General features: G+C 63.6%; 19 protein-coding genes and 1 tRNA gene. 11 read left to right on the top strand and 9 right to left on the bottom strand.

Annotated features, from left to right (window positions below):
- Positions 1-48 precede the first annotated feature (48 nt).
- Positions 49-1,035, top strand: a complete 987-nt coding sequence (locus CSC73_RS09740) for a LysR family transcriptional regulator (RefSeq protein WP_163840237.1) — start codon at positions 49-51, stop codon at positions 1,033-1,035.
- Positions 1,036-1,102: 67 nt separating this feature from the next.
- Positions 1,103-1,192: transfer RNA gene (locus CSC73_RS09735), tRNA-Ser, on the top strand.
- Between the two features lie 421 nt (positions 1,193-1,613).
- Here the strand turns inward: CSC73_RS09735 and CSC73_RS09730 are convergent.
- The gene (locus CSC73_RS09730) at positions 1,614-2,318 is read right to left on the bottom strand and encodes a DUF6988 family protein (RefSeq protein ID WP_163840236.1); all 705 of its coding nucleotides are present in this window, start codon (positions 2,316-2,318) and stop codon (positions 1,614-1,616) included.
- Positions 2,319-2,349: 31 nt separating this feature from the next.
- The gene (locus CSC73_RS09725) at positions 2,350-2,832 is read right to left on the bottom strand and encodes a DUF4145 domain-containing protein (protein ID WP_163840235.1); all 483 of its coding nucleotides are present in this window, start codon (positions 2,830-2,832) and stop codon (positions 2,350-2,352) included.
- A gap of 485 nt (positions 2,833-3,317) precedes the next feature.
- On the opposite strand from CSC73_RS09725, the gene CSC73_RS09720 reads away from it, so the two are divergent.
- From CSC73_RS09720 to CSC73_RS09710, 3 genes are all read left to right on the top strand, one after another.
- The gene (locus CSC73_RS09720) at positions 3,318-3,896 is read left to right on the top strand and encodes an HD domain-containing protein (protein WP_163840234.1); all 579 of its coding nucleotides are present in this window, start codon (positions 3,318-3,320) and stop codon (positions 3,894-3,896) included.
- Between the two features lie 40 nt (positions 3,897-3,936).
- Entirely contained in the window at positions 3,937-5,157 is a 1,221-nt protein-coding gene (locus CSC73_RS09715; protein ID WP_163840233.1) for a DUF418 domain-containing protein, read from the top strand.
- Positions 5,158-5,435: 278 nt separating this feature from the next.
- Positions 5,436-6,083 carry a response regulator gene (locus CSC73_RS09710; protein WP_163840232.1) on the top strand — a complete coding sequence of 216 codons (648 nt, stop codon included), beginning with the start codon at positions 5,436-5,438 and terminating at the stop codon, positions 6,081-6,083.
- 28 nt (positions 6,084-6,111) lie between these two features.
- On the opposite strand, the gene CSC73_RS09705 is transcribed toward CSC73_RS09710, so the two are convergent.
- Positions 6,112-9,315: an Rne/Rng family ribonuclease gene (locus CSC73_RS09705; RefSeq protein WP_163840231.1), complete on the bottom strand. Its 3,204-nt coding sequence runs from the start codon at positions 9,313-9,315 to the stop codon at positions 6,112-6,114.
- Between the two features lie 421 nt (positions 9,316-9,736).
- On the opposite strand from CSC73_RS09705, the gene CSC73_RS09700 reads away from it, so the two are divergent.
- Positions 9,737-10,717, top strand: coding sequence for an RluA family pseudouridine synthase (locus tag CSC73_RS09700; RefSeq protein WP_163840230.1), 981 nt, complete (start codon positions 9,737-9,739; stop codon positions 10,715-10,717).
- Positions 10,718-10,844: 127 nt separating this feature from the next.
- On the opposite strand, the gene CSC73_RS09695 is transcribed toward CSC73_RS09700, so the two are convergent.
- Together CSC73_RS09695 and CSC73_RS09690 are read right to left on the bottom strand one after the other, a co-directional pair.
- Entirely contained in the window at positions 10,845-11,270 is a 426-nt protein-coding gene (locus tag CSC73_RS09695) for an energy transducer TonB (protein ID WP_246197481.1), read from the bottom strand.
- Positions 11,271-11,316: 46 nt separating this feature from the next.
- On the bottom strand, positions 11,317-11,658 hold the full coding sequence (locus tag CSC73_RS09690) for a 4a-hydroxytetrahydrobiopterin dehydratase (RefSeq protein ID WP_163840229.1): 342 nt from the start codon (positions 11,656-11,658) through the stop codon (positions 11,317-11,319).
- A gap of 93 nt (positions 11,659-11,751) precedes the next feature.
- Between CSC73_RS09690 and CSC73_RS09685 the strand changes: the two genes are divergently transcribed.
- Complete coding sequence (locus tag CSC73_RS09685; RefSeq protein WP_163840228.1) at positions 11,752-12,348, top strand: NfuA family Fe-S biogenesis protein; 597 nt, start codon at positions 11,752-11,754, stop codon at positions 12,346-12,348.
- A gap of 13 nt (positions 12,349-12,361) precedes the next feature.
- Positions 12,362-13,936 (top strand): hypothetical protein, encoded by a 1,575-nt coding sequence (locus tag CSC73_RS09680; protein WP_163840227.1) that lies wholly within the window; start codon positions 12,362-12,364, stop codon positions 13,934-13,936.
- A gap of 58 nt (positions 13,937-13,994) precedes the next feature.
- On the opposite strand, the gene CSC73_RS09675 is transcribed toward CSC73_RS09680, so the two are convergent.
- The 4 genes from CSC73_RS09675 to CSC73_RS09660 form a co-directional block, all read right to left on the bottom strand.
- Positions 13,995-14,888: an HAAS signaling domain-containing protein gene (locus CSC73_RS09675; protein ID WP_163840226.1), complete on the bottom strand. Its 894-nt coding sequence runs from the start codon at positions 14,886-14,888 to the stop codon at positions 13,995-13,997.
- A gap of 11 nt (positions 14,889-14,899) precedes the next feature.
- Positions 14,900-15,247 (bottom strand): PadR family transcriptional regulator, encoded by a 348-nt coding sequence (locus CSC73_RS09670; protein ID WP_163840225.1) that lies wholly within the window; start codon positions 15,245-15,247, stop codon positions 14,900-14,902.
- A 184-nt stretch (positions 15,248-15,431) separates the two neighbouring features.
- Positions 15,432-15,881 (bottom strand): c-type cytochrome, encoded by a 450-nt coding sequence (locus CSC73_RS09665; RefSeq protein WP_163840224.1) that lies wholly within the window; start codon positions 15,879-15,881, stop codon positions 15,432-15,434.
- Positions 15,882-15,888: 7 nt separating this feature from the next.
- On the bottom strand, positions 15,889-16,299 hold the full coding sequence (locus tag CSC73_RS09660; protein WP_163840277.1) for a c-type cytochrome: 411 nt from the start codon (positions 16,297-16,299) through the stop codon (positions 15,889-15,891).
- 267 nt (positions 16,300-16,566) lie between these two features.
- Between CSC73_RS09660 and CSC73_RS09655 the strand changes: the two genes are divergently transcribed.
- Genes CSC73_RS09655 through CSC73_RS09640 form a run of 3 tightly spaced genes read left to right on the top strand, consistent with a single transcriptional unit; the run spans position 16,567 to position 24,586 of the window.
- Complete coding sequence (locus CSC73_RS09655; RefSeq protein WP_163840223.1) at positions 16,567-17,712, top strand: efflux RND transporter periplasmic adaptor subunit; 1,146 nt, start codon at positions 16,567-16,569, stop codon at positions 17,710-17,712.
- Positions 17,709-21,473: an efflux RND transporter permease subunit gene (locus tag CSC73_RS18465; RefSeq protein ID WP_246197480.1), complete on the top strand. Its 3,765-nt coding sequence runs from the start codon at positions 17,709-17,711 to the stop codon at positions 21,471-21,473. The genes CSC73_RS09655 and CSC73_RS18465 overlap by 4 nt, the downstream gene beginning before the upstream one ends.
- Entirely contained in the window at positions 21,470-24,586 is a 3,117-nt protein-coding gene (locus CSC73_RS09640) for an efflux RND transporter permease subunit (RefSeq protein ID WP_163840222.1), read from the top strand. The genes CSC73_RS18465 and CSC73_RS09640 overlap by 4 nt, the downstream gene beginning before the upstream one ends.
- Positions 24,587-24,673: the final 87 nt, after the last annotated feature.

Below are 24,673 nucleotides of genomic sequence, written 5' to 3'. Positions count from 1 at the left end.
TAAAGATGGTTAAATATCACTAATTGTTCTGAATATGGAATTATTGCCATGCAGGATCTGAATGACCTCTATTACTTCGCCATGGTCGTGGACCATGGTGGTTTCGCGGCGGCCGAGCGCGCATTGGGCATTCCCAAGTCGCGCCTGAGCCGGCGCATCAGTCAGTTGGAAACCGACATGGGCGTGCGCCTGCTGCAGCGCTCCACGCGCCGCTTCGCGGTCACCGACGTGGGCATGAGCGTGCACCGCCACGCGCAGACCATGCTGGCCGAGGCACAGGCCGCCCGCGAAGTGGTGGACCGTCTGAGCGCCGAGCCGCGCGGGGTGGTGCGCGTCAGCGTGCCGGTGGAAGTGGCGCAGACGCAATTGCCGAAGATCCTGCCGGCCTTCCTGGACAAGTACCCCAAGGTCCGCCTGCAGCTGCACGTCAGCAACCGCCGCGTGGACTTGATCAACGAAGGCTACGACGTGGCGCTGCGCGTGCGCGCCAAGCTGGACGACGACGGCAGCCTGGTCATGCGCAGTTTCGGCCAGATCCGTCAGTTGATGGTCGCCAGCCCCAAATATCTGGCACGTGCGGGCCGGCCCAAGAATCCTGACGAGCTCACCGATCACGTGACCCTCAGCACCAGCGAGGACGAAGCGCGCCAGCGTTGGGAGCTGCATGGTCCGGACGGCGATATCGTCCGGGTGGATATCCAGCCGCGGCTTTCGGGTTTCGACTTTCCGCTGCTGCAGTCGATGGCCAAGGATGGTTTCGGCATCACTCTGCTGCCGGAGACGGTGTGCGCCGAATCGGTGCGCAAAGGCGAGCTGGAAGTGGTGTTGCGCGACTGGACCTTGCCGCAGGGCATCTGCCACGCCGTGTTCGCCTCGCGCCGCGGCATGCTGCCGGCCGTGCGGGTGTTCATCGATTTCCTGGCCGAGCATCTGCCCAAGGAGATCGAGTCCTCGCGTCTGGATTGCGGCGGCAAGTGCGAAGAATCCGCGGACGGCAAAGACCTGCCCCAGATCAAGGTCAAGAAGGCGTCGTAGGCAAGCCAGCCCGCTTCATGGGAAAATGCCGCGCGGCCCGCAACGGGCCGCTTGCACCAGCAGCTTCGGAGAGATGGCCGAGCGGTTTAAGGCACCGGTCTTGAAAACCGGCGTGGTAGCGATACCACCGTGGGTTCGAATCCCACTCTCTCCGCCAAAACCCTTATTTTTGCTTGATTTCTTCCTAAAGTCGGCCCAGTGTCTGTTCCAGTTGGGACAATTGGGGATACTGAGAGTTGGCCACCATCGAGAAGCGCGTTGGTAAGAACGGCACGACTTGGCGCGTACGCGTGCGCCGACTGTCGGGGCCGCCGCCAACCAAATCCTCCCCGCGGAAAATCGACGCCGAAGAATGGGCGCCTGGCATTGAGCATAAGATCGACACGGGCGAGGAATCCGATTCCTAACGTGACGCGACTCCCAGACAGCAAGGGTAGGGAGGACTTTGCTATCCATCGTGATGTTTGCGGATGGGTGGTGGTGGAGTGGTGTGGGTTACTGGCCGTCGTTCGATACACACAGATCAAGACAGGATTGTGGCCATTACTCGCTATCCAGATGCTTCTCTGGATCTTTCTTTATTTCGGATCATTCCAGTTCGGCATCGCCGGCAGCGTACCCGTCCAACCCGGTTCTGGTAGAGGACCGCGAAAGTAGTAGTGACTCTCCATTGCCAATGGATGCCCGTTCATCTCGGTAAGCTGATGCAATTTAGTATCGTCAAAGATTATGGCTGCGTTCGCAATTGCGACAGAGGCAAATACGTCCGCTATAAGAAGGGCAGCTAGAACTTCTTCTTCCCGATAGCCTCGTAGCCGCCTTACTAGCTGTTCAATGCCGGCGTGCGCGAAGCTGTGAAACATATTTCCTTGTTTCAGCACTGCTTCCGCGATCGGCGTCAGACCTTGTAGCTTTGCCTTTACGAAATAGCGGCATATGCGATCTAGGTCAGGCCCACTAGGACGCGTCGTAAGTTCGTCTACTGCAGTGAATGAGGCCAGATATGTCAGCCAAAGCGCGCGCATCGTTGTTTCGACTAAGGGCCTCATCAAAGCGTGGGCCGTTGAGTAATGAGCCTGGGATATCAGCAGTGCGATCGCGCCGTGATGCTCAGCAGCCAATACTATAGCGTTGGATGCGACGCTGAGTCGCAGTGTTTTTGGTTGGGGGAGTCGCAGTAGCTCGATGGTGTGGCTGGAGTGAAGCACCTGAGAGCGTTGCGCCCTGAGAGCCAGCACTGGGCTGGCTGGATTAAAGCCACAGATTAGCTTGGGAAATTCCATGGAATCCATTGGCTTCTATGCCCCTTTCCCCTCATCCCATGTCTTCAGTAGCTTTGAGCACTGCTATCTTGCGGGGTAGGGTAAAGGTGTAGGTCAAGAAAAGTTCCGAAAAGCTTGCAAGGGTCTTGATGTCGTCTGCTGTAAGCTCCTCCTCCTCATGGGTAGCGTCATTCCCGTCAAGACGCACCTGGTGGGCCCATTCTTTTAGGTCATCGGTCAACTTGCCGGCAGCGTGAAGTGCGTTGATTCGCTGGAAAAGAAGCTTGCCAGCCAAGTTGATATCAAGCTCTTTAGTCGCAAGATCTATTGATTTTCGATACATTGACCCCGCCGCGTCAAAGTGATTCCGAAGGGCCGCTTCCCCCGCTTGCAAAAAGCAACGCCGCACTGCTGCAGAAATATGTTCTGGGGCGGTAACTGCTTTGGCTTCGGGATACTCCAAGTGAATTCGCCAATGATGACTTTGCTGCATTCCGATATCAAAATCCCCCACTTGGGAGCTGATCCAGGACATGTCGCTCCCACCTGTCTTCATGGAAACGCAACGGGCTTCCGAGCAACGGTTGCATGTGAACACAGCGGTCGCTTCTCTCGCCCCTGGGTGCGTGCGGGTCGCCAAATGGTTGAACGAAGAATTTGCTACGCCGCAATGCGGGCAGTCCCTCACCAAGTTCACTGCCATAGACCGTCCCCCTTACTTCCAGCTAAGAGGGTACGCTTTGCGCATTCCTGGGACAAATTTGGCAAAACGCTCCCAATCTGCGGCACTTGGGGCGATTCGTGTGCAGGTGTAAATCAGCTGGTTTTATTGGGTGGGGTGGTGTGGAGATGTGATGTAAGATACTGAAAAGTATGAATATTTTCACTTAAAAACCGACGTGATTGCGATACCACCGTGGGCTCGAATCCCACACTCTCTCTGCCAATGCATGGATCGCCACGCTACTAGTCGAGCGTCTTGCGCTGACAGGATCGGATTCCCTTCAGACGAGCCACGGCATGCAACAGATCATCGATTTCATACTAGAGCTGGACAAGCTCAAGGCCGTGACGCGCAAGATCCGTCTCCGGGATGCGGATCGCTACGAGAATTCCGCCGAACACAGCTGGCAGATCGCGTTGCTGGCTTCGTCGCTGGCGTCCTATGCCGAAGCTGCGGTCGATATCGACCGGGTGATCCGCATGCTGCTGGTGCACGACATCGGCGAGATCGATACCGGCGACACCATGGTGTTCGTCGAAGGCGGTTGGGAAGACCGCAAGGCCGCGGAGCTGGCTGCGGTGACGCGGATATTCGGTTTGCTGCCGGAGGCGCAGGGTGCGGAGTTCATGGCGCTATGGAAGGAGTTCGAGAGCGGCGAAACCGCAGACGCCCGTTTCGCCAATGCTGCCGACCGCGCCATGCCTGTATTGCTCAACCTGGCCAACGCAGGGCAGAGCTGGCGCGAGAACGGGATAAGTTACGAGCGAGTAGTGGCTCGGGTGGGGCTGCCGATCGAGATGGGCTGTCCCGCATTGTGGGATTACCTGCAAAGCAGGCTCGAAGAAGCCCGTGGCAAGGGGTGGTTCGGGGCCTGAGAACGGCCTGTTTCCGTTGCGGAAGACGTTTGCAACAGCAATGCAGCAGCTTCCCCCAACGCAATACGGAAACCCCAGCGCGGAAGGCGAGCGCCTCGAACTGATCGATGCATTGCGCGGTTTCGCACTGGCTGGCGTGCTGCTGGTCAACCTGGGTTCTTTCACCCTCTACGCTTTCCTGGACGATGCTGCGCGGGCGGCGCTGCCCACCGCCGGTTTCGACCGCGTGGCCGATGCGATCGAATCGCTGCTGGTCGAGGGAAAAGCGATCACGCTGTTCTCGATGCTGTTCGGACTGGGCTTCGCCCTGCAGCTGGAGCGCGCGCAAACGCGGGGCTCGGCCGGACTGCGGCTGTATCTGCGCAGGACCGGCGTGCTGCTGTTGTTCGGCCTTATCCATTCCTACCTGTTCTGGTGGGGCGACATCCTGCTGATCTATGCGCTGATGGGTTTGCTGCTGGTCCTCTGCCGCAAGCTTTCGTCGCGCGCATTGCTGTCGCTGGGCTTGTCGGTGGCGCTGGTGCTTCCGGCGTTGATCGAACCGTGGATGGAGGCGCTGCTGAAAGGCATGCCTGCGCAGGAAACGATGGAGAGGGCCAACCTGGCGGCATTTTCATCCCCGCACTGGACGACGGCGCTGGCGCAGAATGCGGTTTTTTCCAACTGGGCCTACGTGGTCTGGTGGGACGTGTGGCCGTTCGTCTTCGGACGTTTTCTGCTGGGCTATTGGGCCGGTCGCGCAGGCTTGCTGCAACGGCCGGAAATCCACCGGGAGCTGCTGCACCGCATCTTCACCGCCGCCGCGATCATCGGCATGGCCGCGACGGGGCTCGGGTATTTCGAGGAGTCGCTGGAAACGAATATTTCGGCTTTCGCGGGGCAACCGGGATTGGCGTTGCTGCGCATCGTCCTGCGCACCGGCCCCTTGGCTCTTGGCGTCGCTTATGCTGCTGGCTTCGCATTGCTGTTCCTGCATGCTTCATGCCGGCGCTATCTGCGTGCGCTGGCCCCGGTGGGGCGCATGGCGCTGACCAATTACCTGTTGCAGACGGCAGTGTGCCTGTCGGTGTTCTATGGCGCAGGGCTGGGTGTCGGACCCAGATATGGTCTTGTCGGCATATTGTCGGCGTGGATCGTATTGTTCGGAGCGCAGATACTCTTCAGTCGCTGGTGGCTGTCGCGCTATCGTTTCGGTCCGATGGAATGGTTGTGGCGCAGTCTGACTTACGCACGCCGGCAACCGCTGAAACGCATCCCGTAGGTCGGGGCTACGTCCCCGACTTGCAGAGCAGGCCGGTTTCCCATGCGTCGGGGGCGTAGCCCCGACCTACGGGATGCGGGTCGCTTGAAGGAAGCGTGACCGCTGGAGGATGCGCGACCGGAACGAATAAGTAGAATGCCCGCAATATCCATTGCTGCGAAACGTTGGTTACGTTGTTTGGTCTTGTTTTTCACTGCTCCCAAAGGAAAGTGTGAGTTGCTTCGTATCGATTGCCGAAGCTACTCTCGCGATGGGAGTGTCACTGAGGGGAAACAAGGATGACGATACGCGTATACCTGATCGACGATCATGCGCTGGTGCGAACCGGCATGAAAATGATATTGGCCGGCGAAGTGGACATCGAGGTCGTGGGCGACGCCGACAATGGCGAAGACGCGTTGCGCCAGATACGCAGCCTGAAACCCGATGTGGTGTTGTGCGATCTGCATCTTCCGGGAATGAGCGGGCTCGAAATCACCGAGCGCATCGCCCGCGGCGATCTGGAAACCAAGGTGATCATCGTGTCGGTGCTGGAAGACGGCCCGCTGCCTAAACGCCTGCTGGAAGCCGGCGCCTGCGGATACATCGGCAAGGCCGGCGATGCCGGCGAACTATTGCGCGCGGTGCGCGAAGTGGCGCGCGGCAAGCGCTACCTGGGCACCAATGTCGCGCAGAACATGGCGCTTTCCAACGTGGGCGGAAGCGCCTCGCCCTTCGACGGGTTGTCGCCCCGGGAACTGGAGGTGGCGATGCTGCTGATCCAGGGGTTGCGGCAGGAAGACATCGCCAAACGCCTCAGCCTGAGCGCCAAGACGGTGAACACGCACAAGACGCGCTTGTTCCAGAAGGTCGGTATCCAGGACAACATCGCACTGGCGCGGCTGGCCGCGCAGTACGGATTGCTGGATCCCGCGCATTCGCTGTAGCGAACACGCGGGATGCCTGATTGCCTGATCAGGCGCTGCGTTCGCTGCCCTGGTCTTTTTCTTCGCTGGCCGTTTCATCGTTTTCGGCAAGCAGGGGCAGGTCGTGCTCTTCGTGCTTTTCCACGACCGCCGCCGGCTGCGGGGCGGGCATGGGCTCGAACAAATGCCGCGTGACCGAAGATGGCGTGTCGGCATCGGCGGTGAAGAACAGCGAACCGGTATTGCCGACCGCCGGCCGCACGGGCGCGGGCTTGGGCGGCTCGACGGCGGCCACGGGCGCTGGGGTCGGTTCGGCGACTTCGTGCACGACTTCAGACGTGGTTTCAGGCTCGGCGGCTTGCGCGACAATCGAGGCCGCTTCCGCAGGGGCCGGACTCTCGACCAGCGTGAAGCTCTCGACGGTGTCGTTCTTCAGGATTTCCTGAGCCGTCGCATTGGCTTCGGCCGGCGTGGCGGTCGCCAAGGACTCGGTCTGTGCAGCGGCGGATTCAGTCTTCCATTCGACGGCCGGTGTCGCCGATGCGGCTACTGCTGACTGCGGCGTTTCAATTACGGCTGCCGACTGCGTTTCGACTGCCGCCGGAGCAACAGCAACTGGCTCGGGCGTGGCCGCTTCCGGAGTGGGGCGGACCTGCTCGGCAACAGGTGCGGCAACGGCGAGCGTAGCCACCACCGGCGCTGCGGGCGCCTGAGCAGCAGGACGTGCGGCGGGACTGGCGGCAGGCGTTTCGTCATCGAAATCGAACTCGGGCTGCGAGCCGTTGGCGATGATGACCTGGGGTTGTTCGTCGTCGCCGAAATCCTCTGAACCGCTGGTTTCATTGCTGGCGCCGGCTTCGCCCGCGCCACGGCGCCTGCGGCGTCCGCCGCGACGACCCCGGCGGCGGCGGCCAGTACCGTCCCCGGCATCTGCGGTTCCGCCCTCGCTGGAATCGTTGGCGGCCGCAACCTGCACGGAAGGCGCTTCCTTTTCATCGGTGGCGGTAGTGATGGGTGCAGGCGCGATGTTGCCGGTAGCGACGGGAGCAGTGGCAGGCAATGGCGCGGCCGCCGTCGCTGCGACCGCTGCCGTCGTTGCGATGGCGGGCGCTGCGGCCAGATCGGCCGTTTCGGCCGTTTCCTGACGGGGCTGCCTGGGCGCTTCGTTGTTGCGCGGCGGCCGCTGCGGACGGCCGCTGTTCTGGCCCGCTTCGTTCTGCGGCTTCTGCTGCTTGGGCTGGTTCTGCTGTTGCTTGGGTTGTTGCTGCTGCTTCTGCGGCTGTTCGTTGCGCTGCTTCTGCTGCTGGCCGCCCTGAGCGGCGGGCTGCGCGTTCTGCGGCTTGGGACCGCGCTGCTCGTCGCGGCGCTGACCGCCCGCGTTGCCGCGGCCCTGGTTCTGCTGGTTCCCGCGGCCGTCGCGGCGCTGGCCATTGTTGCGGTCGTTGCCACGGTCATTCCGCTGGCGGTTTTCGTGCTGGCGGGTTTGCTCGGCCAAAGTGGCATTGGAGGTTTCGCCGGAGCCGCCGCCGAACACGCGCTTCAACCATCCCACTACGCCGCCGGAGGCGGCTGCTGCGGGTGCGGACGAAGCGGGCGCCTTGACGAATGCCGGAGCGGGCGCTGCCGCTTCCTCGCGCTCTTCGCGGATCGGCGCGGGCTGGCTGTGCTTGACGTGGGTGACCGCGGGCGCGGGGATGTTCAACTGCGCCTTGGTCAGCGCGTGCACCGGCAGCTTGCGCGGCGTGTTGCGCTGGTAGCTGGGCTTGGAGGATTCCTCGCCCAGTTCGTTCTCGCGGATGCGGGTGACTTCGTAGTGCGGCGTATGCAGCGCTTCGTCGGCGACGATGACGATGGGCGCGTCGTGGCGCTTCTCGATCTCGCGCAAGGCGTTGCGTTTTTCGTTGAGCAGGAAGTTGGCGATCTGCACCGGGGCCTGCACCAGCACCTGTCCGGTGTTCTCCTTCATCGCGTGCTCTTCGGCCACGCGGATGATGGACAGCGACAGCGATTCGATGCTGCGCATGCGGCCGTGGCCTTCGCACTGCGGGCAGACGATCTGGCTGGATTCGCCGAGCGAGGGACGCAGACGCTGGCGGCTCATTTCCATCAGGCCGAAACGCGAGATGCGGCCGATCTGCACGCGCGCGCGATCGTACTTGAGCGCGTTCTGCAGGCGGTTCTCGACGTCGCGCTGGTGCTTGCTGCTGGACATGTCGATGAAGTCGATGACCACCAGACCGCCCAGGTCGCGCAGGCGCAGCTGGCGGGCCACTTCGTCGGCCGCTTCCATGTTGGTCTGGAAGGCGGTGTCTTCGATGTCGCTGCCCTTGGTGGAGCGCGAGGAGTTGACGTCGATCGCGGTCAGGGCTTCGGTCTGGTCGACCACGATGGAGCCGCCGGAGGGCAGGCGCACGTTACGCTCGTAGGCGCCTTCGATCTGCGACTCGATCTGGAAGCGGTTGAACAGCGGAATGTCGTCGGTGTAATGCTTGAGCTTGCGCAGGTTGTGCGGCATCACCTGTTCCATGAACTCCTTCGCCGTGGCGTAGAGCTCAGGGGTGTCGACCAGGATCTCGCCAACGTCCGCGCGCAGGTAGTCGCGCAGGGCGCGCACGATCAGGCGCGACTCCTGGTAGATCAGGAACGGGGCCGGCTTGCTGAGCGCGGCTTCGGCGACCGAGCGCCAGACCTGCAGCAGGTAGTCCAGGTCCCATTGCAGTTCCTCGGCGTCGCGGCCGACGCCGGCGGTGCGGATGATCACGCCCATGTCCTCGGGGATGACCAGCGCGTCCATCGCTTTCTTCAGCTCGGCGCGGTCGTCGCCCTCGATCCGGCGCGAGACGCCGCCGGCGGTGGGCGAGTTGGGCATCAGCACCATGTAACGCCCGGCCAGTGAGATGAACGTGGTCAGGGCAGCGCCCTTGTTGCCGCGCTCGTCCTTGTCGACCTGCACCACGACTTCCTGGCCTTCGCGCAGGAGTTCCTTCAGGCCGGCCTTGTTGTGGTCGACGCCGGCCTGGAAATAGTCGCGGGAGATTTCCTTCAGCGGCAGGAAGCCATGGCGTTCGCCGCCGTATTCGACGAAGGCCGCTTCCAGGGAAGGCTCGAGCCGGGTAATGCGGCCCTTGTAGATGTTGGATTTTTTCTGTTCTTTGGACGGTTGTTCGATATCGATGTCGTACAGGGTCTGTCCGTCAACGATGGCGACGCGCAGTTCTTCTTCCTGCGTCGCATTGATCAGCATACGTTTCATTGTGCGTTCCTCGCGCGCTGCTGCCGCGCGGAACACCGTGGGTTTCGCATTCTGGATACTGCTCGCCACCCCTCGCGCAGGCGCGAACGGGGCAGGGTTGGTTTCCAGCGCTGCAACACCACGGCAGGCCGCGGGAGCGCTTTGGTTCATTTAACAAATATGTTTCGGACCGGAGGCTGCTCGGGAATAACCCTTGCGCCTCACGGGGCGTGTTCAGCTACCGACGTCTGACGCATCGGGCGATGTCCGGATTCGCCGACCAGCCGCGGTAACATTCACTGCCCCGTGGGCGGTGGCTACGCACTTTGCCGGAATCGCGGAAAGCTGGGCTTCTGGCCCGCAGCATCGTGAAGATGCTGGTTAACTTCCAGCGAAATCAAACCCTTATCTCGCCCCCCGAGTGTATCAGAATAAAAGACGGATGACCGATCAGCCCCCCGCAAGCAAGCCCGAAGGGGCCACCAAGACCGCCGTTCGCACCATCAAGGTGCCTGAAGACCGCGACGGCCAGCGCCTGGACAATTTCCTGCTGGGCCAGCTGAAGGGCGCCCCGCGCAGCCTGGTCTACAAGCTGGTGCGCAGCGGGCAGGTCCGGATCAACGGAGGGCGGGCCAAGGCGGACCGCAAGCTGCTGTCCGGTGACGAGGTCCGTATTCCGCCGGTCAGTCTCAGCGATCCCGAAGACAAGGCGCCGCCGCCGAGCGGGTTCCTGCAACGGCTGGAGGCGGCGATCGTGTTCGAGGACGCGCGCCTGCTGGTGCTGAACAAACCTACCGGCGTGGCCAGCCACGGCGGCAGCGGCATCAGCCATGGCGCCATCGAAACCCTGCGGGCGCTGCGGCCCAACATGAACCTGGAACTGGTGCACCGGTTGGACCGGGATACCTCCGGCCTGCTGATCGTGGCCAAGAAGCGTTCCGCCTTGACCGAGTTGCAGGCGCTGATGCGCGAGGAGGGCGGCACCGGCATCCGCAAGCGGTACCTGACTCTGCTGGTGGGGCGCATGCCGGACGGGGTCATGAGCGTGGATGCGCCGCTGCACGTGGGTCTGCGCCAGGGCGGAGAACGGCACGTACAAGTGAACGCTATCGGCAAACCATCGCTGAGCCATTTCAAGGTGCTGGAACGGCGCGGCGGACATTCCTATTGCGAAGTCAGGATCGAAACCGGCCGCACCCATCAGATCCGCGTGCATGCCCAGCACATCGGCCATCCCGTGGCCGGCGACGACAAATACGGCGATGAGGCGGTCAACAAGCGGTTGCGCGAACAGGCGGGACTGAAGCGTCTGTTCCTGCATGCGGCGTCGCTGGAATTCGCGCTCGACGGCGGCAAGTCGCCTTATGTGTTGAACGCACCGCTGGCCGACGATCTGGCGGCGGCGCTGGATCGTCTGGCCTGAATCCCGGTGCTATCCAAATCCGGATCGCGCGTTGTAGAGCCGGGCTTGCTCGGCTGCTCTTGAATCCGGTCGCCTAACGAATGCAGCAGAGCAGCCGAGCAAGCCCGGCTCTACAAGGATTCATGGGTTAGCGCTGTTCGTCCAGGCTGAAACAGTCGTTGGGACGTATCTGCGGCGGTTTGAAATTCACCGGCACCCGGATGCCCTGGACTATCGGCTTGCCGCCGCGCGTGGCTGGTTCGAACTGCCAGGACTTCACGCCTTCCAGCGCAGACCTGTCCAACGCCTCCTGGCCGCTGCTGGCAAGCATTTCCACCTTTGCCGGCTTGCCGTCCGTGCCGATGGTCAGATTCAGCATGACCATGCCGCCAATGCCCGCACAGCCCAGTTCGGCGGGGTAGTGCGGCATGGGTGTGTTCAGCGCGGTTACCTGGGTCGAAGGGATTACCGGTGCCGGCGGGGGCGAATCGGCGCTGCAGGCCGACAGCAACGCGCCGATCGCCAGCATGCCGAAGAGCGCTGGCGGCGATTTGGAATGGAATCGGTTGTTCATGGAATGCATGTCTCCAATGGACGCTCCAGTACGGGAACCGGCGGCATCAGCCGGCCAGCAGATCGGCTTTGGCCGCGCAGATGAAGTCGTTCTCGCTCAGGCCGCCCACATCGTGCGTGGAGTAGCGCACGACGGCGCGGTTGTAGTGCACTCCAAGATCGGGGTGGTGGTCCTCGGCATGGGCGATATAGGCCAGCGCGTTCACGAAGGCCATGGTCTGGTAGTAGTTGTCGAAATGGAAGGTCCTGCACAGCGCACGGCCTTCTTCGACCAGGTCCCAGTCCGGCACTTCCAGGATCAGTTCGGCCACGCGGGCCTGGGTGAGTTTGTGCTCGCTGCCCTTGAGCGGCAGGCAGTGCGCTTGGGCCAGGGGGATCAGGTCGGACATGGGGGCTTCCTCGGCGTGGATTGGCTGAACGTAACATCCATGCCGTTATGTGCTCGAATGAGCGTCTAACAATAGGGTGGCTAGAATAGCCGCATGATCCATATCTCCGACACCGCCCAGGCCCATTTCCGCAAGCTGATCGAGCGCGAGGCGCTGCCCGGCCTGGGCGTGCGCCTGAGCGCGGTCGATCCGGGCACCGCGCGCGCCGACGCGCGTCTGGAGTTCGCCGAACCGCGCGATCTGGCGGGCGACGAATGGGCGGTCGACTGCGAAGGCTTCACCGTCTATGTCGATGCGCAAAGCGTCGCCTGGCTGGACGGCGCCGAGATCGACTACGTGACCCAGGGCGCCGGCAGCCAGCTCACCATCAAGGCGCCGAAGATCAAGGGACAGGCGCCGGCCGAATCGGCTTCGCTGGTGGAACGGGTGCGGTGGGTGGTGGAGAACGAAATCAACCCGCAACTGGCCCAGCACAAGGGCAGGGTGGCGGTGGAGCAGGTAAGCGCGGACGGCGTGGTGTTGCTCCGTTTCGGCGGCGGCTGCAACGGCTGCGGCATGGCGGACGTGACCTTGAAGCAGGGCATCGAGAAGACCCTGATGGCGCGCGTTCCCGGCGTCACCGCGGTGCGCGACGTCACCGATCACGATACCGGCGACGCACCGTACATCCCGCGCGACAACGCGGCCTGATTCCCGCTTCCCGGTGACGAGAGCCGCCGAAATCATCGCAGCGCTGCAGGCGGGCAAGCCAGCGCCCATCCTGGAACGCCACACCGGAATGCCCTACGGCTGGGGCCTGTGGCTGCGCGCGTTGAGGGAAAAGCTGGGCGTGATCCGTCACGACAGCGCCGAGGCCATCGTCCGGCTATTCGCCGAACGGCCCGTGCCCGAAACTCCGCGCCGTCCGGCGGCGTTGAACCGCTGGCAGGCTTTCCGCTCGATGTTCTACCAGGACTGGGGCCCGCCGCTGCGCGAGGACCGCAGACTGCGCTGGTTCGCCGGCGGCATCAGTTTCTTCATGCACCTGCTGTTCGTGCTGTTGCTGATGCTGCTGGCGATGATCAAATTGCCGCCTCCGCCAGCGGCCGAAGACGAGAGCCGCGTGCAGGTCGAGTTCATGGGGCAGGGAACTCCCAAGGAAGAAGGCGGTGGGCCGCCCGCGGCGCAATCCCAATCGGCCGCAGCCGCCGCGCAGTCCGCGGCCGCTCCTTCTTCTGGCGCGCCGGCCGAGACTGCGCAGGCTTCAGCGCTGCCGCAGGAACAGGTTCCTTCGCCCGCACCGCCAGTAGCCCAGCAGAACGTGCAGGTGACCGAAACGCCCGAGCCGACCAGTACGTTCGTATTGCCGCCCGCTACTCCACGTTCGCTGGAAATCGCGCCGCCGCAACTCAAACCGCGGGAGTTGGGCGTACCGTCGCGCGAGGTCACGGTGGTGGAAACGCCGCCGGCGCAGCGCGAGTTGCCGCAGCGCGAAATCGCGACGCCGCAGATCGCACAACCCACCCAGGAAGTACGGCAGCGGGAGATCGCCGCGCCGTTGCCGCAGATTCGCAGCGTGCAGGTTCCATCGCGTGCGATCGCAGCGCCCGAGCTGCGCGCGCCTGCGCAAAGCGTGCGTCAGGTCGAGATCGCAGCGCCGAATCGTGGCACGGCTTCTTCCAGCAGTACCGCCACTGCGACGAGTCCTTCCACCGCCGGCGATTCCGCGCGCGCACCGAGCGCGCAGCAGGGCACGCAACCGAACGCGACCGCTTCCGGTTCTTCAGCTGCGGCAAACCGTCCGGGCGGTCTGGCCACGCCGACCCGCGGGGACGACTGGGGCGACTCCACCCGCAATACGCCCGGTTCTACGACCGGCGGCCGTGCGGGCAATGGTCCTGGTCTGTTCAATGCCGATGGCAGCGTGCGCGTGCCGTCCAACGCCACCGGCAGCACGGCGCGTCCCGGCGCGCCCGGTTCCAAACAGCAGCAGCGCGCCGATGCCGACCGTGCCAGCAAGTGGATGGAGCGTCCGGAATTCCCTTACGAACCCAGCATGTTCGACAAGTACTGGCGTCCAACCAACGAGTCATTGCTGGCCGAGTGGGTGCGCCGCAATATCCGCGAAGTGGAAATGAAGATTCCCGGCACCAACAAGCGGGTAAGGTGCGTGGTGTCGGTGCTGCAGGTCGGGGGAGCCTGCAGTCTGTTCGATCCCAACCTCAACGAGCAGCCGGCCGTGGCCAGGCCGCCTCCGGATATTCCGGTCAAGCGCAATCCGATCCCCACCGACAGTTGATCGGCTTGGCGCGGCCGGCATTGCCAGGCCGCGTTCCCATCCATGCGCAGGTTGGGGGCTAGGTCCCCGACGCTTTGATCTTCGGTGCGTGCATCCGCGGACGTCGACGGTACAGTCTGTAGGCAAGATCCGCCACGATGATGGCCACGACCAATCCCAGGGCGCCTTTGGCGCCTTCGTCGGTCGCCGGCGACAGGAAAATATCTCCGGCTGTCATCCACCAGACAAGCAGCGCGACGAATCCCAGGCCGAAAGCGGCGGACAGATTTCGCGTCAGTTTCGACCAGCGGCCCTTTCGCATGGCTACGAACATGGTAACGAAGCCGCCCAGCCACAGCAGGATCACCGGCGGTGCCCGCTCGCGCAGGAACGTCGGATCGAAAGCAAAAATTCGCGGCATCGGCTCGGGCATCACGGCGGTTATCCAGGGCATGCAGATCATCAGCGCCACCCCGATGGCGTACCCGGCCAGCCCGAAGGCCATCGAGGTGCGGTTGATCCGCTCCGGATCGACGGTGCGAGACTTCCAGGTCGGCTTGAACATGCCCAGCTGGCATGCAAAAACGCCCATCAGCGACATCATCGCCAGAAAGCCGGGCCACCAGAAAGCGCCCAGGCCCCAGGTGAACCACCAGGCGACCAAAGGCTGTCCATCGAACACGCGAGGAAAGGTCGACGCCCACTGCAGAGCTATGCCTCCGAGCGAGAGCAGGGCGAAGGTTCTGGTCTGCTCGGCGGGAATAATCACCACACCAGGCGGGCGATAGCGTGCTGCGACTTCGGTGGGCGTGCCGAAGTCCCGCAGCATGTCCAAGACCACCTCATCGGCGGCCGCATCCTGCGCTCTCTCGGCCAGCATCTGGGTAAGCAAGTCGCGAAGCTCCAGGCCGATTTCATTGCGCTCCTTGCGGGGCAGGCGGCGCATCACCTCGGCTACATACGCTTCGATCACATCGTTCGAGCTCATTTCTCACTCCCCTCAAGTAGTCCGGCCATGGTCCCGACCAGGGCGTTCCATGTGGCCGTCAATTCGACGAGCAGCGCCTCGCCAGCGTCGTTAAGCCGGTAGTAGCGGCGAGGCGGACCGTCTTCGATCCGCCATTCGGAGGCCAGCAGGCCCTGGCCTTCCAGCCTGCGGAGCAAGGGATAAAGCGTCCCTTCCTCGATCGGCATGCCGCGTAGCGCCAGGGCTTGGCGCAAGGAGTAGCCGTACTGGACCTCCCGCAGCTGGGAGAGCACCGCCAGCACGAGCGCGCCGCGGCGGAGCTCCAGCTCCAGCTTGGGGATCGGGTTTGGGTTGGCTTCCACCATTCAGTACCTAATAGAGTTTGGCGCACATTACTGTGCAATGCACAGTATGTCAATACGATCTGTCCGAGGCCGGCGGATGGGTAGGAAAGAGCAGCGGGCAGCCACCAGTCAGCTACCGCGATATGTCCGCGCAAAAAAAACCCCCAGCTGGCTGGGGGTCGTTCGTTTTGCGTTTGCAGGACTCTCAATCGACGCCGTGCAGGTCACGCAATTTCGTGGGACGCGAGCCGAAGTAGGCGGCCAGGTCGGAAATCTCCTGGTCGGTCAGCGCTGCCGCTTGCGGCGTCATTTGCGGGTTCTGACGGTCGCCCGCGCGATAAGCCTGCAGCGCGTGGGCGATGTAGTCGCCGTACTGGCCGCCGAGCTTGGGGTAGGTCGGATCGATGGGCGCATTGCCTTCGGCACCGTGGCAGTCGATGCAGCTTTGCTTGGTCGCTTCGCTCTTCACCTGGGCGCGTTTCTCGCCGGCGGCGATGTGGCCATCGGGCAGACCGGCGGACGAACTGGAACCATGTTCGCCGCTGGCATGGCCGGGATCTTCGGCGGCGACTTCGTTGTTCTGGGAGCAGGCGGCCAGGGCGAGGGCGGCGAGCAGGGCGATGGCTAGACGCGGGGCGTGCACGGCGTTCGACATGGGCGGCTTACTTCACGGAAGAGAGATAGGCGGAGAGGTCGGCGATGTCCTGGTCAGAGAAGCTCTGCGCCTGGGCTTGCATCGTCGGGTGCTTGCGGTTGCCTTTCTTGTATTCGGTCAGCGCCTGGGTCAGGTACTCGGCCGACTGGCCGCCGATGCGCGGTACGTGGAAGCTGGGATAGGCGTTCTTGTAGCCTTCGACGCCATGGCAGCCCTGGCAGGTATAGGCCAGGGTGCGGCCGGCCTGGGCATTGCCGACCAGTACGGCGGGCGTTGCCGGGGCTGGCGCAGCGGCAGCAGGAGCGGGCGCTGCCTCGGCGGGCTTGTCGGCCGGTGGGGGAGGGGGTTGGGGTGTAACGACGGCCACCGAAAGGACGGCGGCCAAGGCAAGGCAAGCGGCGAGCGGTAGCGGTCGCATCATGTCGTAATCCGGGACTCTCTCATTGCGCGCGCTACGTCCAACCGCAGCGCTTGGCTTCGGCAAGTATAGCGTGCGACTCCCAAGACCTGCCATCCATGCAGGATCCGGGCGGACGCAACCGACCTGATCGCGCCCTTCGCGCCGTTGTCTTTTGCAGCAGTCAACATATCGCGCGACGCAAGTCACCATGACCTTCGGCGCATGCCGGAGTTGTACTTGGGTGATATACCTATGTACAACACCTAACAACCACCCGGTACCACCATGTCTCGACCCGACTTCACTGCAGGCCGTCTTCCTTCGCGCGCGCTCCGTGCGTCCGCGCTTATCTGCGTTTTCGTGTTCGCTCTTGCCGCGTGCAAGAAAGGGGATGGAGAAGCCCAGGCCAAGCCGGGCGATCCGCCCAAGGGTCCGGATGCGGTGCCGGTGGAGGTGGCCAAGGCGGCCCATCGCGCGGTCGCGGCCAGCTATACGGGCACCGCGGCGCTGGAACCGCGCGGAGAATCGCAGGTGGTGGCCAAGACCTCGGGTGTGGCCTTGGCGGTGCTGGTGGAAGAAGGGCAAACGGTCCACGCCGGGCAGCCGCTGGTGCGGCTGGATCCCGACCGTTCGCGCCTGGCCGTGGCCCAGGCTTCGGCGCAGATGCACAAGCTGGAAAACAACTACAACCGGGCCAGGCAACTGGTCACCCAGCAGATGATCAGCGCCAACGACGTGGACCAGATCAAGTTCGATCTGGAGAACGCGCGCGCCCAGTACACCATGGCCACGCTGGAGCTTTCCTACACCACCGTGTTGGCGCCGATCTCGGGCGTGATCGCCTCGCGTTCGATCAAGACCGGCAACTTCGTGCAGATCAACACGCCTATTTTCCGCATCGTCGACAACTCGCGGCTGGAAGCCACGCTCAACGTTCCCGAGCGCGAGATCTCCACGCTCAAGGCGGGCCAGCCGGTCGAACTGGCCGCCGACGCGCTGCCGGGCCAGACTTTCACCGGCGTCGTGGACCGCATCGCGCCGGTGGTCGATTCCGGTAGCGGCACTTTCCGGGTGGTCTGCGCCTTCGCCGGCGACGGGCTGCTGCAGCCGGGCATGTTCGGACGCATCAAGATCGATTACGACAAGCGCGCCGACGCGCTGGTGGTGCCGCGCGTAGCGCTGCTGGACGACGATGGCGACCCGGCGGTGTTCGCGGTGCGCAACGGCAAGGCCGCACGCGTTCCGGTCAAGCTGGGCTACATGGATGGCGAGTGGGTGGAAATCCGCGAAGGTCTCAAGCCGGGCGATGGCGTGGTGACCGCCGGCAAGATCGCGCTGCGCGACGGCACGCCGGTGGAGGTGATCGGCGATGCCAAGAAGAAGGCCGCCACCGCCAAGGTGGAGGTTGAAGCAGCCGGTAAGAAGAAATGAGCGGCCACGGCCCTGACCGGGGGGCTCCGGATCACGGAGCTGCGGGCCCCGAAGCGAACGATCCTCTGGCGCCGCCTGCCGCTTTGACCGGCGGCGGGCTGGTGGAATTCTCCACGCGCCGCCGCGTCACCGTGGCGATGTTCTGGGTCACCATGTTCCTGTTCGGCTGCATCGCGCTGGCCGCGTTGAAGGTCAATCTGCTGCCGGACCTCAGCTATCCCACCCTGACCGTGCGTACCGAATACACCGGTGCTGCGCCTTCGGAAATCGAGACTTTGATTTCGGAGCCGGTGGAAGAAGCCGTCGGCGTGGTGAAGAACCTGCGCAAACTGAAATCCGTTTCGCGTACCGGCCAGAGCGATGTGGTGCTGGAATTCGCCTGGGGCACCGACATGGACCAGGCCAGCCTGGAGGTGCGCGACAAGATGGAAGTGCTGCAGCTGCCGCTGGAAGCCAAGGCGCCGGTGCTGCTGCGTTTCAATCCCTCCACCGAACCGATCATGCGGCTTGCGCTGTCGTCGAAAGTCGCCGGCAAGACCGAGGCCGATTCCGTGCGCCAGCTCACCGAGCTGCGCCGCTATGCCGACGAGGACCTGAAGAAGAAGCTGGAGCCGGTTGAGGGCGTGGCCGCGGTCAAGGTGGGCGGCGGCCTGGAAGACGAAATCCAGGTCGATATCGACCAGCAGAAACTCGCGCAGCTCAATCTGCCTATCGACACGGTGATCCAGCGCCTGCAGCAGGAGAACATCAACATTTCCGGCGGCCGCCTGGAGCAGGGTTCGCAGCGTTATCTGGTACGCACGGTCAATCAGTTCGCCAACGTCGAAGAAATCCGCAACATGCTGGTCACCACGCAGAGCGGCGGCAGCAACGCCGCTGCCAGCGCGGCGGCGCAGATGGCGGCCATCGCCGCCTCCACCGGCGATGCGGCGGCCATGGCGGCGGCGGCTTCGGTGCAGAGCGCGAACTCCTCATCGTCCAGCACCATCGCCGGCGGCATGCCGGTGCGCCTGAAGGACATCGCCGACGTGCGCCAGGGCTACAAGGAGCGCGAAGGCATCATCCGTCTGGCCGGCAGCGAAGCGGTCGAACTGGCGATCTACAAGGAAGGCGATGCCAACACGGTCGCCACGGCCGATGCCATCCAGGCGAAGCTCGAGCAGCTCAAAACGCTGGTTCCGCCGGATGCCGAGCTGACCACCATCGACGACCAGTCGCAGTTCATCCGCCACGCCATCAGCGACGTGAAGATGGACGCGGTGATCGGCGGTTTGCTGGCGATCCTGATCATCTTCCTGTTCCTGCGCGACGGCTGGAGCACCTTCGTGGTCGCGCTGTCGTTGCCGGCCTCCATCGTCACCACGTTCTTCTTCATGGACCAGCTGGGCCTGAGCTTGAACGTGATGTCGCTGGGCGGCCTTGCGCTGGCCACCGGCCTGGTGGTGGACGACTCCATCGTGGTGCTGGAAAGCATCGCCAAGGCGCGCGAACGCGGCCTGGGCATCCTGCAGGCTGCCATCACCGGCACCCGCGAAGTCAGCATGGCCGTGGTGGCTTCCACTTTGACCACCATCGCGGTGTTCCTGCCGCTGGTGTTCGTGCAGGGTATCGCCGGTCAGCTGTTCCGCGACCAGGCCTTGACCGTGGCCATCGCCATCGCGGTGTCGCTGGTGGTGTCGATGACGCTGATCCCGATGCTTAGCGCATTGAAGGGCAGGCCGCCGATGGCTTTTCCCGAAGAAATGCCGCATCCGCGTTCGTCGCTGATGACAGCTGCCATCTCGACTGTCTTCGGTGTGACGAAGCTGCCTTTGGGCTTCGGTTTGCCACGTGTATTGGCCTGGGTACTGGCGATTCTCCTGTTCCCGGTTCTTTTCGTGCTGGGGTGCCTGAAGGCCGCAGTGGTCGGCAAGCCGTGGGTGTTCTGGTGGCCCGCGTACATGGAACGCTGGTCTGTGCCGCTGCGTTGGGGGCTGTGGTTTCTGCTGCTGCCGGTGCGGATCGCGCTTGTCCTGCCGCTCTGGATCGTAGTGCTGTTCTTTGCGGCCTGCGGCGCCCCGATTTTCTTCGGAACGAGTTGGCTGCTGGTACGCCTCTGGCGCATCCTGGTAGCCACGGTTGGCCCAGTCATGCGCAAGGCCAGCGACTTGGCGATGATGCCCTACGACGGTGCCGAACGTGGCTATATGAAACTGTTGCCAGGCTCGCTGCGCAGGCCTTGGCTGGTGTTGGGCTTTGCCGCCGCCGCCTTCGCTTTGACCATGCTGACGGTTCCCATGCTGGGCGCGGACCTGATTCCGCAATTGGCGCAGGACCGTTTCGAAATGACGGTGAAACTGCCGCCGGGCACGCCCTTGCGCGAAACCGACGGCCTGGTGCGCAGCTTGCAGGAGGTGCACGCCAAGGACGAAGGCATCCGCGCGCTATACGGCGTCAGCGGCACCGGTACGCGGCTGGATGCCAGCCCCACCGAGAGCGGCGAGAACATCGGCAAGATCACCGTGGTGATGGCCGACGGCGGCAGCAAGCAGCTGGAAGCCGATGAAACCGAAAAGCTGCGTTCGTCGATGAAGGACCACCCGGGCGTGCAAGTCGATTTCCGCCGCCCCGAGCTTTTCAGTTTCTCCACGCCGCTTGAAATCGAGTTGCGCGGTCAGGATCTGGACACGATCCAGCGCGCCGGCCAGAAGATGGCGGCCATGCTGCGCGCCAACCCGCACTATGCCGACGTCAAGTCGACGGTGGAGGAGGGCTTCCCCGAAATCCAGATCCGCTTCGACCAGGACCGCGCCGGTGCACTGGGCCTGACCACGCGCCAGATCGCCGACATAGTGGTCAAGAAGGTGCGCGGCGACGTGGCCACGCGCTACAGCTTCCGCGACCGCAAGATCGACGTGCTGGTGCGTGCGCAGGAATCGGATCGCGCTTCGGTGGAAAGCATCCGCAAGCTGATCGTCAACCCGGGCAGTTCGCGTCCGGTGACGTTGGAGTCGGTGGCAGAGGTGGTCTCCACCACCGGCCCCAGCGAGATCCATCGCGCCGACCAGGTGCGCGTGGCCATCGTCTCCGCCAATTTGCGCGATATAGATCTGGGCGGTGCGGTGAACGAAGTGCGCGACATGGTCGCCGAGAACAATCTTGGCGCCGGCATCGGCATGCACATCGGCGGGCAGGGCGAGGAACTCGCCGAGTCGGTCAAAGCGCTGCTGTTCGCCTTTGGCCTGGCGATCTTCCTGGTCTACCTGGTGATGGCTTCACAGTTCGAATCGCTGCTGCATCCGTTCGTGATCCTGTTCACCATCCCGCTGGCGCTGGTGGGCGCGGTGCTCGCGTTGCTGCTGACGCGTTCGCCGGTGTCGGTAGTGGTTTTCATCGGTCTGATATTGCTGGTCGGCCTGGTGGTGAAGAACGCCATCATCCTGATCGACAAGGTCAACCAGTTGCGCGAAGCCGGCGTTGCCAAGCGCGAAGCACTGGTGGAAGGTGCCCGGTCGCGACTGCGTCCGATCATCATGACCACCCTGTGCACGCTGTTCGGCTTTCTGCCGCTGGCGTTGGCCTTCGGTGAAGGCGCGGAAGTGCGTTCGCCGATGGCGATCACCGTGATCGGCGGCCTGCTGGTTTCCACGCTGCTGACGTTGGTCGTGATTCCGGTGGTGTACGACCTGTTGGACCGCCGTTCGGACGAGTACTACACCGAACGCGGCCGCCTGCATCGCGCGTCCCTGGAAGCGGACAGTGAAGGACTCGAACCCGCATGAGCATCGCCGAACTGAGCATCAAGCGGCCGGTCAGCGCGATCATGCTGTTCGTGTCGTTGACCGCGATCGGGCTTATCGCCGCGTTCCGTCTGCCCTTGGAGGCTTTCCCGGAAGTGTCGCCGCCCTTCATCTTCGTGCAATTGCCCTATGTGGGCTCGACACCCGAGGAAGTGGAGCGCACAGTGCTGCGGCCGGTGGAAGAGACGCTGTCCACCATGCCCGGCATCAAGCGCATGGACACCAGCGCCAATGCCGATGGCGCGCAGCTTTTCATCCAGTTCACCGATTGGGAGCGGGACGTCGCCATCGCCGCCTCCGATGCGCGCGAGCGCATCGACGCCATCCGCGACGATCTGCCGGACGACTTGCAACGCTACTTGGTGTTGAAGTTCTCGACCACGGATCAGCCGGTGTTGCGCGTGCGTCTGGCCAGCGACATGGACCTGGCCAGCTCTTACGACATGATCGACCGCGAGTTCAAGCGGCGCATCGAGCGCATTCCCGGTGTCGCGCGCGTGGATATCTCCGGTGCCCAGGCCAATGAGGTGGAGATCGCGATCGACCAGGATCGCCTGACCGCGCACAACCTGGGCCTCAACGATCTGACCACGCGCCTGCAGGCGATCAATTTCTCGGTCTCGGCCGGCACCATCACCGATGGCGGGAGCCGACTGCGCGTGCAGCCGGTCGGCGAGCTGACCGACCTGCAGCAATTGCGCGACCTGGTGATCGGCAACAACGGCGTGCGTCTGTCCGACATCGCCGAGGTGCGTTTGAAGCAGGAGCGCACGACCCTGGGCCGGCGCCTGGACGGCAAGAAAGCGGTGGGTCTGGACATCTTCAAGGAGCGCAGCGCGAATCTTGTCGAAGTCTCCAAGCGCGCGTTGGCTGAAGTCGAGGAAATCCGCAAGGAACCTTCGTTGAACGACCTGCAGATCAAGGTCATCGACAACCAGGGCGACAACGTCACCACTTCGCTGATCGAACTCGCCGAGGCCGGCGGCATCGGTCTGGTGCTGTCGATCGCGGTGCTGTTCTTCTTCCTGCGGCACTGGCCCTCGACCATGATGGTCACACTGGCCATCCCGATCTGCTTCATCATGACCCTGGGTTTCATGTATTTCGCCGGGGTGACCCTCAACATCCTGTCGATGATGGGCCTGCTGCTGGCCATCGGCATGCTGGTGGACAACGCGGTGGTGGTGGTGGAGAGCATCTACCAGGAACGCGAGCGCATGCCCGACCAGCCACGTCTGGCCTCCATCGTAGGCACGCGCCACGTGGCCATCGCGCTGTCGGCCGGCACGCTGTGCCATTGCATCGTGTTCGTGCCCAACCTGTTCGGCGAGCGCAACTTCCTCAGCATCTACCTGTCGCAGATCGCCATCACCATCTCGGTGTCGTTGCTGGCTTCGTGGCTGGTGGCGGTGAGCTTGATCCCGATGCTGTCGGCCCGCCTGAAAACCCCGCCGGCGGTGGGCAACACCAACGGCATCATTCCGCGCATGCAGAAGCGCTATGCCGGGCTGTTGCGCTGGACCCTGGAGCATCGCGGCTGGAGCGTGATGGGCATCCTGTTGATCATCATGGTCAGCATCGTGCCGATGGTGTTGACCAAGAAGAACATGTTCGGCGGCGACGACGGCGGCGAAACCAACATCTTCTACCAGTGGAAGGGTTCCTACAGCCTGAAGCAGATGTCCGACGAAGTTCTGAAGATCGAGAACTTCATGGATGCCAACCGCAAGCGCTTCCATGTCGAGCAGATCTACTCCTGGTACAGCGAACAGGGCGATGCGGGCACCCGCATCAAGTTCGACATGACCGAACTGGACAACGACGACACCAAGGCCCTGATCGACGAAATCCGCAAGGAGCTGCCCAAGTCCGCGCGCGCCACCATCGGCATCGGCAACGACGGCGGCCAGGGCGGCGGAGGCGGCCAGCCGGGACAGAACGTGCAGGTGCAACTGGTGGGCGATTCCACCGAGACCCTGGCGGAGATCGCCAAGGACATCGTGCCGATGCTGTCCAAGAGTCCGCAGTTGCGCGACGTGCGCGTGGATGCGGGCGACCAGAACAGCGAACTGTCGGTACGGGTGGATCGCGAGCGGGCGGCCGCGTTCGGCTTCAGCGCCAACGACGTGGCCAGCTTCGTCGGCATCGCATTGCGTGGCGCGCCGCTGCGGGAATTCCGCCGCGGCGAGAGCGAAGTGCCGGTATGGGTGCGGTTCGCGGGCGCCGAGCAGTACGGGATCGAAGACCTGGACAGTTTCATGGTCCGTGCCCCGGACGGGCGCACGGTACCGCTGCTGAGCATGGTCGATGTCGGCGTGACCCCGGCGGCCACGCAGATCTCGCGTACCAACCGTCAGACCACGCTGACCGTGCAGGCCAACCTGGCCGACAAGGTCACCGTGCCGGAGGCGCGCAAGGCGATGGAGGACACCCTGAAAGCGGCTTCGTTCCCCACCGGCTACAGCTATTCCTTCGACGGCGGCGCGTTCCAGGAAGAGGACGAGGCGGGTGCGCAGATGATGACCAACCTGGTCATCGCGCTGCTGCTGATCTACATCGTGATGGCGGCGGTGTTCGAATCGCTGCTGTTCCCGGCGGCGATCATGAGCGGTGTGCTGTTCTCGGTGTTCGGCGTGTTCTGGTTGTTCTGGCTGACCGGCACCGAATTCAACATCATGGCCTTCATCGGCATCCTGGTGCTGATGGGCGTGGTAGTGAACAACGGCATCGTGATGATCGAGCACATCAACAATCTGCGGCGTCGCGGCATGACCCGGACCGATGCGCTGGTGGAGGGCAGCCGCGAACGCCTGCGGCCCATCCTGATGACCATGGGCACGGCGATCCTGGCGATGATCCCCATCGCCTGGGGCAACACGCAGATGGGCGGCGATGGCCCGCCGTACTACCCGATGGCGCGCGCCATCGCCGGCGGTCTGGCGTTCTCCACGGTGGTCAGCCTGCTGTTCCTGCCGACTATCTACGCGATTCTGGACGATATGCGCAGCGGCACCGCGCGCCTGACCAAGCGTGCGCGGGTGCGCAAGGGAGAAGCCTTGCCTGCGGCTGCGATAACGGCGCTGAAAGCCGAGTAAACAAGGCGGGCCCCGGCCCGCCATGGTTGTATCGTTTGTAGGGCCGAGCTTGCTCGGCTGCTCCTGGCGTGGAATCGAAAGCAGCCG

Source organism: Pseudoxanthomonas sacheonensis, from assembly GCF_010093305.1.
Taxonomy (GTDB): Bacteria; Pseudomonadota; Gammaproteobacteria; order Xanthomonadales; family Xanthomonadaceae; genus Pseudoxanthomonas_A; species Pseudoxanthomonas_A sacheonensis.
Note: the sequence above shows the minus strand (reverse complement) of the source record. Positions and strands in the feature narration are given on the sequence as shown.